Origin of the sequence: uncultured Thiodictyon sp., from assembly GCA_903837595.1 — a bacterium.
In the GTDB taxonomy this organism is placed as follows: domain Bacteria; phylum Pseudomonadota; class Gammaproteobacteria; order Chromatiales; family Chromatiaceae; genus Thiodictyon.
The window spans coordinates 1-11,040 of sequence record CAILVI010000148.1; the positions used below are offsets into that span (position 1 = coordinate 1).

General features: G+C 64.2%; 10 protein-coding genes. 6 read left to right on the forward strand and 4 right to left on the reverse strand.

The window, feature by feature from the left end; all coding sequences use genetic code 11:
* Positions 1 to 233 precede the first annotated feature (233 nt).
* The gene (locus tag QZY44_RS08035; RefSeq protein WP_295444742.1) at positions 234 to 518 is read right to left on the reverse strand and encodes a helix-turn-helix domain-containing protein; all 285 of its coding nucleotides are present in this window, start codon (positions 516 to 518) and stop codon (positions 234 to 236) included.
* Positions 505 to 642, reverse strand: a complete 138-nt coding sequence (locus tag QZY44_RS08040; RefSeq protein WP_295444745.1) for a hypothetical protein — start codon at positions 640 to 642, stop codon at positions 505 to 507. Before QZY44_RS08040 ends, QZY44_RS08035 begins: the two co-directional genes overlap by 14 nt.
* A gap of 250 nt (positions 643 to 892) precedes the next feature.
* Between QZY44_RS08040 and gyrA the strand changes: the two genes are divergently transcribed.
* The 6 genes from gyrA to QZY44_RS08070 all read left to right on the forward strand — a co-directional run bounded on the left by gyrA (position 893) and on the right by QZY44_RS08070 (position 9,137).
* Positions 893 to 3,565, forward strand: a complete 2,673-nt coding sequence (gene gyrA, locus QZY44_RS08045) for a DNA gyrase subunit A (protein WP_295444747.1) — start codon at positions 893 to 895, stop codon at positions 3,563 to 3,565.
* A gap of 55 nt (positions 3,566 to 3,620) precedes the next feature.
* A complete protein-coding gene (gene serC / locus QZY44_RS08050) occupies positions 3,621 to 4,703 on the forward strand; it encodes a 3-phosphoserine/phosphohydroxythreonine transaminase (RefSeq protein WP_295444751.1) in 1,083 nt (360 codons plus the stop codon).
* A 7-nt stretch (positions 4,704 to 4,710) separates the two neighbouring features.
* The gene (locus QZY44_RS08055; protein WP_295444753.1) at positions 4,711 to 5,880 is read left to right on the forward strand and encodes a phosphoglycerate dehydrogenase; all 1,170 of its coding nucleotides are present in this window, start codon (positions 4,711 to 4,713) and stop codon (positions 5,878 to 5,880) included.
* 12 nt (positions 5,881 to 5,892) lie between these two features.
* The gene (gene pheA / locus QZY44_RS08060) at positions 5,893 to 7,017 is read left to right on the forward strand and encodes a prephenate dehydratase (RefSeq protein WP_295444756.1); all 1,125 of its coding nucleotides are present in this window, start codon (positions 5,893 to 5,895) and stop codon (positions 7,015 to 7,017) included.
* Between the two features lie 147 nt (positions 7,018 to 7,164).
* Positions 7,165 to 8,277, forward strand: a complete 1,113-nt coding sequence (gene hisC, locus QZY44_RS08065) for a histidinol-phosphate transaminase (RefSeq protein ID WP_295444758.1) — start codon at positions 7,165 to 7,167, stop codon at positions 8,275 to 8,277.
* Positions 8,277 to 9,137 (forward strand): prephenate dehydrogenase/arogenate dehydrogenase family protein, encoded by an 861-nt coding sequence (locus QZY44_RS08070; protein WP_295444761.1) that lies wholly within the window; start codon positions 8,277 to 8,279, stop codon positions 9,135 to 9,137. The genes hisC and QZY44_RS08070 overlap by 1 nt, the downstream gene beginning before the upstream one ends.
* A 159-nt stretch (positions 9,138 to 9,296) precedes the next feature.
* Here QZY44_RS08070 and QZY44_RS08075 read toward each other — a convergent pair whose 3' ends face one another.
* Both QZY44_RS08075 and QZY44_RS08080 read right to left on the reverse strand, forming a co-directional pair.
* Positions 9,297 to 10,361 carry an OmpA family protein gene (locus QZY44_RS08075; RefSeq protein ID WP_295444763.1) on the reverse strand — a complete coding sequence of 355 codons (1,065 nt, stop codon included), beginning with the start codon at positions 10,359 to 10,361 and terminating at the stop codon, positions 9,297 to 9,299.
* 25 nt (positions 10,362 to 10,386) lie between these two features.
* Positions 10,387 to 10,707, reverse strand: coding sequence for a PBPRA1643 family SWIM/SEC-C metal-binding motif protein (locus tag QZY44_RS08080; protein WP_365303675.1), 321 nt, complete (start codon positions 10,705 to 10,707; stop codon positions 10,387 to 10,389).
* Positions 10,708 to 11,040: the final 333 nt, after the last annotated feature.

The window sequence follows — 11,040 nt, forward strand, 5'->3', positions numbered from 1 at the left end:
ATGGCCGTTAGCCGGTGGCGCTTTCCGAACGATTCAAGAGACATCAATGCCGTCTGCGCGCCGGACCGGCTAAAGCATCGACCTCCAATGGCTGGAGCGACGATCAAGGCCCGCTGTGGCCTTGATCATCACTCCGGCCGCCGATATCGGGGCGCCGAGCGCCCAACACATGCGTGACACCGCTGAAACGGTATTACGAGAGGGTAGGGTGGCCGGACTTATGATCAGTGCTATTAAGCGTCGGCCAGGTCCCTCAGCACCTCGGGATACCGCTCGGCCACCTTGAACAGGGTCTTGGCAGCGCCGCTCGGCTGGCGCCGTCCTTGCTCCCACTCTTGCAGCGTGCGCACCGACACGCCCAAGAGTGCGGCGAACTGCGCCTGCGACAGGCCGGAGCGCCGGCGGGCGGCGATGATCGGGGAGGACACCACGGTCCCGAGGCCGGCGTTCATCTGGCGGATGGATTCCAGTAGCTTCTCGCCGAGCTCTTCACCGGTCATGCTGTCATTTGTTGCCATGTTGGATCGACTCTCCGGCGCGCGGGTTTGTCGCCAGCCAGGCACAGAAGTCACCGCGCTCGTCTTCCGCCCAAGTATCCTTGGCGTCTGCGGTGAATATCGGTGTTTCGACGACGGTGTACATGGGGTGAATAATACGTCTTTGACGGATATTCGCAAGTGAACGGGAACGGCCGTTATGATGACCCCGGTCACTGCGTCGGCTAGCATCCTGTCCGGTGTCGGGTTTGTCCCCGTCCCCTTCGGTCGCTTCCCCGCTGGGGCCAAACCCCGCCCGTGTGTTACAATCGCCGGCCTTATCCGTACCCCCCTAGCCGTCGCTCGGGGAAAATCCCGCAGCGGCCCCTGCGCAGCCTGGAAGCCCTTCTTAGCCCATGTCCGATTTCGCCCGCGAAGTTGTCCTGATCAATCTGGAAGACGAGATGCGCCAGTCCTATCTGGATTACGCCATGAGCGTGATCGTAGGACGGGCGCTGCCCGACGTGCGCGACGGGCTCAAACCCGTGCATCGGCGGGTGCTCTTCTCGATGAACGAGCAGGGGAATGTCTGGAACCGCGCCCACCGCAAGTCGGCCCGCGTGGTCGGTGACGTGATGGGTAAATATCACCCGCACGGCGACTCGGCGATTTACGATACCATGGTGCGCATGGCGCAGGCATTTTCGCTGCGTTACCTGCTGGTGGACGGTCAGGGCAACTTCGGCTCGGTGGACGGGGACCCGCCGGCGGCCATGCGCTACACCGAGGTGCGCCTCACGCGGATGGCCGACTCGCTGCTGGACGACCTTGACAAGGACACGGTCGATTTCATCCCGAACTACGACAACACCGAGCAGGAGCCCACCGTCCTGCCGGCGCGCTTCCCGAACCTGCTGGTCAACGGTTCCTCCGGCATCGCGGTCGGCATGGCGACCAACATCCCGCCCCACAACCTGCGGGAGGTCATCGACGCCTGTCTGGCCCTGATCAACAATCCAGAGGCCACCATCGAGGACCTGATGGTCCTGGTGCCGGGCCCGGACTTCCCCACAGCGGGCATCATCAACGGCGTGCGTGGCATCCGCGAGGCGTACCGGACCGGGCGCGGGCGCTGCGTCATGCGCGCCCGCACGGAGTTCGAGACCCAGAAGCGCAACGGGCGCGAGTCGATCATCGTCACCGAGCTTCCCTACCAGGTCAACAAGGCCAGGCTCCTGGAGCGCATTGCCGAGCTGGTCAAGGAGAAAAAGATCGATGGCATCGCCCACGACGGGCTGCGCGACGAGTCCGACAAAGACGGTATGCGCATCGTCATCGAGCTGAAAAAGGACGCCTACGCCGAGGTGTTGCTGAACAACCTGTATCAGCACACAGCCATGCAAAGTGTGTTCGGCATCAACATGGTCGCCCTGGTGGACGCCCAGCCGCGCACGCTCAACCTCAAGCAGATGATCGAGTATTTCCTGCGCCATCGCCGCGATGTGGTGACGCGCCGGACCCTGTTCCAACTGCGCAAGGCCCGCGAGCGCGCCCATATTTTGGAAGGCTATGCCATCGCGCTGGCCAACCTGGACGAGGTGATTGCGCTGATCCGCGCCGCCGGGAGTCCCGCCGAGGCGCGTGAGGGCCTGATGGCCCGCACGTGGCCGCCCGGGGCCGTGACCGGGATGTTGGCGCGTGCCGGGGCCGATGAGACCCGCCCGGACGAGCTGGACGCGGCCTTCGGGCTGACCGCGCAGGGATATCGCCTGAGCGAGCGCCAGGCCAAGGCGATCCTGGACCTGCAGCTGCAACGGCTCACCGGTCTTGAGCAGGAAAAGATCCTGGAGGAGTTCGGCGAGATCCTGGAGCAGATCGCCGCTCTGCTCTATATTCTCTCGGACCCCGATCACCTGATGGATGTGATCCGCGGGGAACTCACGGCCATCCGCGACCAGTTCGGCGACGCCCGGCGTACCGAGATCATAGTCGACCACACCGATCTGACGCTCGAGGACCTGATTGCCCCCGAGGATGTCGTGGTGACCATGTCGCACCTGGGCTATGTCAAGGCCCAGCCGATCAGCGACTACCAGGCCCAGCGGCGCGGCGGCAAGGGTAAGAGCGCGACCTCCTTCAAAGAGGAGGATTTCATCGACCGTATCTTCGTGGCCAACTCACACGACACGGTCCTGTGCTTCTCCAGCCGCGGTCGGGTCTACTGGCTCAAGGTCTACGAGCTGCCCCAGGCCGGGCGCGGCGCCCGTGGCCGCCCCATGGTCAATCTGCTGCCGCTGGAGCAGGGGGAGCGCATCAACGCGGTGCTGCCGGTTCGGGCCTACGAGGAGGGTCTGTTTGTCTTCATGGTCACGAGCGCCGGGACCGTGAAGAAGACCCCGCTCACCGAGTTCTCCCGGCCGCTGTCGCGTGGCATCATCGCCATCGACCTGCGTGATGATGAGATCCTGGTCGGGGTGGCGATTACCGACGGCGCGCGTGACCTGATGCTCTTCACCTCCGCCGGCAAGGCCGTGCGCTTCAGTGAGGACCACGTGCGGGCCATGGGCCGCGGTGCCCACGGGGTACGCGGGGTCATGCTGGACGAGGGCCAGCGGGTTATCGCCCTGGTGGTGCCGGAGCCCGGGACCATCCTGTGCGTGACCGAAAACGGCTATGGCAAGCGCACTACGGTGGAAGAGTTCCCGACCAAGGGGCGCGGCACTAAGGGTGTCATCGCCATCGCCGGCAGCGAGCGCAACGGTGCCCAGGTGGGTGCGGTGCTGGTCCTCCCGGGCGATGAGATCATGCTGATCACGGAGGGCGGCACCCTGATCCGCACCTCGGTCGACCAGATCCCGGTGGTGGGACGGCCCGCCCAGGGCGTGAAGCTGATCAGCCTGGGGTCGGGGGAGAAGTTGCGTTATGTCGAGCGCGTCGTGGCCCTGGAGGGTGATAATGCGGCCGCGGCGCCCGAGGATGTGGAGGCGTCGGGCGAGGCGCCGGATGGTGAACTGAACAATGAAGACGCACCGGACGGCGAGCCGGGCGATGACGGGGACGACGAGGCGGGCGACAGGCCCGCGGATTAAGCCCAGTCCCCGGGCATCCGGGGCCGACCATCAGATAGTTGAGCGGAGATTGAGCATGTCACGCGTGTATAACTTCAGTGCCGGTCCGGCCATGCTGCCCGAGTCCGTGCTCCGAAAGGCCCAGGACGAGATGCTGGACTGGCAGGGCAGCGGCATGTGTGTGGCGGAGATGAGCCACCGCGGCAAGGAATACATGGCCATCGCCGCCCAGGCCGAGGCCGATCTGCGCGAAATCCTTGGTGTGCCTGCCAATTACAAGGTGCTGTTCCTTCAGGGCGGGGCCTCCAGCCAGTTCGCCATGGTGCCGATGAACCTGCTGCGTGGGGCCGAGGGGGCGGACTATATCAACACCGGCTCCTGGTCCAAGAAGGCGATCTCCGAGGCGCGCCGCTACGGTCGCGTGAACGTGGTCGCGACCACCGAGGACACGAAATTCACCCGTGCCCCGACCCAGGCTGAGCTCAAGCTCAGCTCGGATGCGGCTTATCTGCATTTCACCCCGAACGAGACCATTGAGGGCGTGGAGTTTCCCTATCTGCCGGACTGCGGTAACACGCCACTGGTGGCGGACATGTCCTCCACGCTGTTGTCGCGGCCGATCGACGTGTCGCGCTATGGCCTGATCTACGCCGGGGCGCAGAAGAACATCGGCCCGGCTGGGCTCACCATCGTCATCGTGCGCGAGGACCTGATTGGCCAACCCCTGGCCGGTACGCCGACGATGTTCGATTACAAGATCCACGCCGATAACGATTCCATGTACAACACCCCGCCCACCTATGCCTGGTATCTGGCCGGGCTGGTGTTCCAGTGGGTAAAGGACCTGGGCGGCCTGGACGCGGTGGCGGTGATCAATCAACGCAAGGCCAACCTGCTCTATAGCACCATCGATGCGTCCGGCTTCTACAAGAACCCGGTGAGCCCGGAGTCGCGGTCCTGGATGAATGTCCCCTTCACGCTGCCTGACGCGGCGCTGGACGACCCCTTCCTCAAAGGCGCTAAGGCCGCGGGTCTGACCACACTCAAGGGACATCGCTCGGTCGGCGGCATGCGTGCCAGCATCTACAATGCCATGCCGGAGGCGGGGGTGCAGGCCCTGGTTGCCTATATGCAGGAATTCGAGCGCACGCACGGGTAGTCGCATCATGTTCAAGATCCAGACGCTCAATAATATCTCCGTGGCCGGGCTCGACCGGTTGCCGCGTGATCGCTACGAGGTGGCCTCCGAGATTACCCATCCGGATGCAATCCTGGTGCGTTCGGCCAAGATGCATGACCTAGTGATTCCCGACACGGTGCAGGCCATCGGGCGCGCCGGTGCCGGTACTAACAATATCCCGGTACCGGCCATGACGGCCCGCGGCATTGTGGTCTTCAATGCCCCGGGGGCCAACGCCAATGCGGTCAAGGAACTGGTCATTGCCGGTATGTTGATTGCCGCCCGCAATATCGGTCAGGCCTGGCACTTTGCCCGTGGGCTCGCGGGTGACGACGCGGCGATCGGCAAGGCCGTGGAATCGGGCAAGAAGAATTTCGTCGGTTTTGAGTTGCCGGGCCGCACCCTGGGCGTCATCGGTCTGGGTGCCATCGGCGTCAAGGTGGCCAATGCGGCCCGCGCCCTTGGTATGAAGGTCGTGGGTTATGATCCGACCATTACCATCGCGCGTGCCTGGCAGTTGTCGAGCGACGTGCAGCCGGCGCTCAGCATTGATGACCTGCTGTCGCGCTCCGATTTCGTGACCTTCCATGTGCCGCTCACCAATGAGACCAAGCACATGATCAACGCCGAGCGTTTGAAGATCCTGAAACAGGGTTCGGTGCTGCTCAATTTCTCCCGGGAAGGCATTTTGGACGATGAGGCGGTGGTGGCCGCGCTCGATGAGGGTCACCTCTACGCCTATTGCTGCGACTTCCCGAACAACCTGCTGAAGGACCACCCGCGGGTAGTGACGCTGCCCCACCTGGGGGCCTCGACCGCGGAGGCGGAGGACAACTGCGCGGTGATGGTCGCGGATCAGGTCCGGGACTATCTGGAGGACGGTAACGTCGCCAATTCGGTCAATTTTCCGGAGATCAACCTGCCGCGCAACGGCGGTTACCGGATGGCGATCGTCAACAGCAACGTCCCCAATATGGTGGGACAGATCTCCACCGATCTGGCTGCCGCCAAGCTCAACATCCTGGATATGTTGAACCGCTCCCGCGGTGACGTGGCGGTGACCCTGATCGATATTGACAAGCCGTGCCCGCAGGACACTGTCGCCCAGCTGCGCGGCATCGCCGGGGTCCTCTCCGTGCGCTGTCTCGGTCACTGAGGGGGAGACTGCATGGAACAGCCCGGCCGCCCCGAGGATCAACTGCGCGAGGTGCGCAGCCGCATCGACTCCATCGATATGGAGATCATGCGCCTGATCAGCGAGCGTGCCGGCTGTGCGCAGGAGGTGGGTCGCATCAAGAACGCCTGTGTGGGACGGCCCGCGCCGACCACGGAGGAGGGGCCGGTGCAGTATTACCGTCCCGAGCGCGAGGCCGCCATCCTGCGGCGGATCAAGGAGCGCAACCCGGGTCCGCTGGACGGCGAGGAGGTGGCCCGGCTCTTCCGTGAGATCATGTCCGCCTGCCTGGCCCTGGAGCAGCCCATGAAGGCGGCCTATCTGGGGCCCGCGGGCACTTTTACCCAGGCGGCGGCGCTCAAGCAGTTCGGGCACTCGGTGCGTACCATCGCCATGGCCACCATCGGTGAAATCTTCCGGGAGGTGGAGGCGGGCTCCTGTGACTATGGGGTGGTGCCGGTGGAGAACTCCACCGAAGGCGTGATCAGTCACACCCTGGATATGTTTCTGGCCTCCCCGCTCTTGATCACCGGTGAGGTGAGCCTGCGCATTCATCACCATCTGATGAGCCGGGAGTTGGCGGCAGAGGCCATTAGGACCCTGTATTCACACCAACAGTCACTGGCCCAGTGTCGGGGCTGGTTGGATCGGCACCTGCCGCACGCCGAGCGCGTGGCGGTGGGGAGCAATGCGGAGGCGGCACGTCTGGCGAGCAGTGAGGCGGGCAGCGCCGCAGTGGCCGGGCTCCCGGCCGCTGAAATCTATGGCCTCAAGGTGCTGGCCGAGCGCATTGAGGACGAGCCCGGCAATACCACCCGCTTCCTGGTGATCGGCCCCAAGGACGCCCCACCCAGCGGTCAGGACAAGACCAGTCTGTTGATCTCCTGTCGCAACGCCTCCGGCGGTCTGCACACGCTCCTGTCGCCGCTGGCGGAGCACGGAATCGACATGACCCGGATCGAGTCCCGACCCTCGCGCCGCGGGATCTGGGACTATGTCTTCTTCATCGACATCATCGGCCACCGGGCCGACCCCCAGGTGGCGCAGGCGCTGGAGCACCTCAAGCGTGCCTCACTGCTCTTCAAGGTGTTGGGGTCCTATCCGGTGGCGGTGCTCTAATCGGGATTGCAGTAGCAACCCCGGTATGGTTTAAATCAATTATTCGTGGTGATCTTCATGACGGAGGCCGCCTTCAAGAATTCGGATCGTATCGAAAGTCGAGCCTGTTTTTCGGTGTGAATCCCTCTGCCTGTCCGGACCCTGTGCATGACCAATCAAGAAAACCCCTTTCTCGCGCTGGCCGCCCCCGGTATCGCCGGCCTCACCCCCTATGTCCCCGGTAAGCCGGTCGCGGAACTGGAGCGTGAGTTGGGTATCACCGGCAGCATCAAGCTCGCCTCCAATGAGAATCCGTTAGGCCCCGGCCAACGGGCGCGGGCCGCCATCGCCGCGGGTTTGGACGAACTGGGCTACTATCCGGATGGTGCCGGCTTCGCACTGCGTCGGGCCATCGCTGACCATCACGGCGTCTCACCGATGGCGGTGACCATCGGCAACGGCTCCAACGACGTATTGGACCTCGTGGCGCGGGTGTTCCTGCAGCCCGGGACCGAATCGGTGTTCTCGGCGCACGCATTCGCCGTCTATCCCATCGCCACCCAGGCGGTCGGCGCGACCGCCCGCATCGCCCCCGCGCGTGACTATGGTCATGACCTGGCAGCCATGGCGGCCTTGGTCAACGAACGTACCCGGGTGGTCTGGATCGCCAACCCCAACAACCCGACCGGCACCTGGCTGGCGGCCGATGCCTTGCGTACCTTCATCGAGGCGCTGCCCAAGACCTGTGTGGTGGTGGTCGACGAGGCCTACACCGAATATGTCAGCGAGCCGGACTTCCCGGATGCGACCCGCTGGGTCGAGAGCCACCCGAACCTGATCGTCACCCGCACCTTCTCCAAGGCCCACGGATTGGCGGCCTTGCGGGTGGGTTATGCGCTGAGCGATCCGCGTGTGGCGGATCTGCTCAATCGGGTACGCCAACCATTCAATGTCAACAGCCTGGCCCAGGCCGCGGCGGCCGCTGCCATTGGCGATAGCGAGCATGTGCGCTCCTCGGTGGAGCTCAATCGTGCCGGGATGCGCCAAATCACCGACGCGTTCAAGCGGCTGGGGCTCGATTATATCCCCTCGGTCGGCAACTTCATCACCGTGGATGTCGGTCGCCCGGCCGCCCCGGTCAATGAGGCCCTGCTGCGGCTGGGCGTCATCGTGCGACCGGTGGCCAATTATGGGCTGCCCAACCACCTGCGCATCACCATCGGTCTGGAAGCGGAGAATGCCCGCTGCATCGCCGCCCTCGAGGACGTACTGAAGGCATAATGATTGAACGACTGGCCATCATCGGCGTCGGCCTGATCGGCGGCTCGCTCGCCCGCGCCCTGCGGGAGGCGGGGGCGGTCAATGAGGTGGTCGGTTGCGGGCGCGCCCTGCCTAACCTGGAGCGGGCGGTGGAGATCGGGGTCATCGACCGCTACGATCAGGACCCTGCCGGCGCGGTCGCGGGAGCGGACATGGTGTTTGTTGCCGTCCCCTTGGGGGGCATGCGGGGGGTCTTCACGGCAATCAAAGACTGGCTGCGCCCGGATGCCATCGTCACCGACGGCGGCAGCGTCAAGGGCAGCGTGGTGGCGGACGCACTGGCCGCCTTTGGGCGGGCGCCGCCGCGCCTGGTACCTGGTCACCCCATTGCCGGCACCGAGTGCAGCGGGGTGGACGCCTCATTCGCCACCCTGTATCAGCATCGCCGGGTGATTCTTACCCCCTTGCCGGAGACCGACCCTGCCGCGGTGACGCGGGTGGAGTGGATGTGGCGCACCTGCGGGGCGGAGGTCAGCCAGATGTCAGTCGCCCATCACGATGAGGTCCTGGCCGCCACCAGCCATTTGCCCCACATGCTGGCCTATGGTCTGGTGGACGCCTTGGCGCGCATGGATGAGACCGATGAGATCTTCCGCTATGCCGCCGGTGGCTTCCGGGACTTCACCCGTATTGCCTCCTCCTCGCCGGTCATGTGGCGGGATATCTGCATCGCCAATCGCGAGGCACTCTCCGCCATGCTCGGGCGCTTCAGCGTCGAGCTGACCGACCTCGCCCAGGCGATCCGCTTAGGCGACGGCAATTATCTACTCGAGGTCTTTGAACGCGCCAAGGCGGCGCGGGACCGCAACATAGAGCAGTAGGAGCGGCCCCCCGGGCGCGACGAGGCCGCACCGACAGCCCCGTGATACCGTGGTTCCTCAGCAACCGGAGGTCGAGGCTTTAGCCGGTGTATCTTCTCGTAGGCAGCGGGAATCGTTGTGACCGCGCATCGGACCGGCTGAAGCCTCGACCTCCAGTCATCAATACTGCACCAACTCCACTCGCCGATTCTGCGCCCGTCCCTCCTCGCTCTGATTCGACGCCAGCGGGGCGGCGAATGACACGCCTACCGGCAACAGCCGCGCCTTGTCCACCTTATAGTCCTTCACCAGGGTTGCAACCACCGCCTCTGCCCGCCGTTGGGAGAGGGTGCGGTTGTAATCGAAGTTGCCGGCATTGTCGGTATGCCCGACCACCAGTAGCTTCAGTGCTGGGTTGCCCTTCAGCAGGGCGGCGATTTCGGTCAGGGCCGGTGCCGATTCGGGTTTGACCGCCGTCTTATCGAAGTCAAACAGGATGCCATATAAGGCGATGCGCCCGGTGGTAGCGATGGTGCGCGCCATCTCTGCCGCGTCCACCTTCACCATCTTCTGCTCGCGCCCCTTCGCCTCGATGAAATCCACCACCGCGACGGTGCGCCCGTCCAGTGCCTTGCAATAGCTGTCTGCTTTGAGGGTATAGGCGAGCACCGACACATGGGCCTGTTGGTCCGGCAACTCGGCGGCCAGGTAGCGCTGGTCCTTAATCCGCTCAGTCATCGCGCAGTTACCGCTGGAAAAAGCCGGGTCAGTGATGCGCTCTTCGGGGTACAGCACCATGGCGAGGCTCATCTCCCCGCCGCCCCCATTACTGGACCGGTCGGCGGCGCCGCCGCACTCCTCACGCTTACAGGTGAACAGCACCTTGCCGCCCAACGCCTCGACCTCGTCCTGATAATTGCGTACCACCTCCAATGGCGAGCGGCCTTCCGGCACGACATAGACCAGACGCGTCGTGCGGCCTTCCAGATTCAGACTCTGCTCCGGCGCAAAGGCGATGTTGTTGTGCTGATCACGCCGCTGCGCATCTGCCTTGAGTGGTGCGGTCGGCAACACAAATTCATCGAACGCCTTGCCGTCGTGGGCGACGATGAATGACCCCTCATAGCGCTTGAGCAGCGGGTGATCGCGGCTCCCGTCCTGGTCCTTGGTGGGGATGGTTGCGTCCGCGCCGGCGCCGACGGTATACAGGCACAAGGTCAGGAGGGTCAGGAGGGTGCGCAGCATGGTCAAAGTCTCTGAGGCGGGTGAGCTATTGAGGAGTTCCGGCTGCGGCTGCACCGCAGCACTTCTTGTATTTCTTGCCGCTCCCGCAGGGGCAGGGGCCATTGCGATCGATCTTGCACGACTTGGCCGGCAAGGCCGGAGTGAGCATCCGCTCCATGTCCGAGATGTCCTCCGGCTTATCCGGTTCGATCCCCATGACATACTGCCAGCCGTGTTCCTGGCAGCTCGCCGCAACGAAATAGGCCCGATCTTGCGATTGAACGCGAAGCACGAGCGGCCGTGCCGTACTACCCAATTTTGCCATTGCGAAACCCTTCCAATTGTCGATTTTCCAAGGTCGAACGATTTGTCTATTCTAAACCATCCGGTTGACCGTGAAGCCGTTGGCCTGTTCCCCGGGCTGCCCCGGCAAGGATGCTGGCGCACATCGCAATTTTTGTCTATCTTAAGTCCAACGCCCGGCGCGCCTGATCGCTTCCAACCACTGTCGTTAAGCGGCAATGCCCCAGCCATCCGATCGCCGCGGCGGCTTTGATCATCCTTCTAACCACTGGAGGTCGAGGCTTACCGTGAAAATCGCGCCGGGAGCGCGCTCCAATTCTCCCTCCCCTATTGGGGGAGGGGGGGTGGGGGAACGGCCCAGGCGCCCGCCACTTTCATCTTGCGGGGTGGCGCGGGC

Bases quoted from the DNA above. Each gene is read 5' to 3' on its own strand.
- QZY44_RS08040 (WP_295444745.1), bottom strand. From the start codon at position 642: ATGTACACCGTCGTCGAAACACCGATATTCACCGCAGACGCCAAGGAT.
- QZY44_RS08075 (WP_295444763.1), bottom strand. From the start codon at position 10,361: ATGCTGCGCACCCTCCTGACCCTCCTGACCTTGTGCCTGTATACCGTC.
- pheA (WP_295444756.1), top strand. From the start codon at position 5,893: ATGGAACAGCCCGGCCGCCCCGAGGATCAACTGCGCGAGGTGCGCAGC.
- QZY44_RS08055 (WP_295444753.1), top strand. From the start codon at position 4,711: ATGTTCAAGATCCAGACGCTCAATAATATCTCCGTGGCCGGGCTCGAC.
- QZY44_RS08070 (WP_295444761.1), top strand. From the start codon at position 8,277: ATGATTGAACGACTGGCCATCATCGGCGTCGGCCTGATCGGCGGCTCG.
- hisC (WP_295444758.1), top strand. From the start codon at position 7,165: ATGACCAATCAAGAAAACCCCTTTCTCGCGCTGGCCGCCCCCGGTATC.
- gyrA (WP_295444747.1), top strand. From the start codon at position 893: ATGTCCGATTTCGCCCGCGAAGTTGTCCTGATCAATCTGGAAGACGAG.
- serC (WP_295444751.1), top strand. From the start codon at position 3,621: ATGTCACGCGTGTATAACTTCAGTGCCGGTCCGGCCATGCTGCCCGAG.
- QZY44_RS08035 (WP_295444742.1), bottom strand. From the start codon at position 518: ATGGCAACAAATGACAGCATGACCGGTGAAGAGCTCGGCGAGAAGCTA.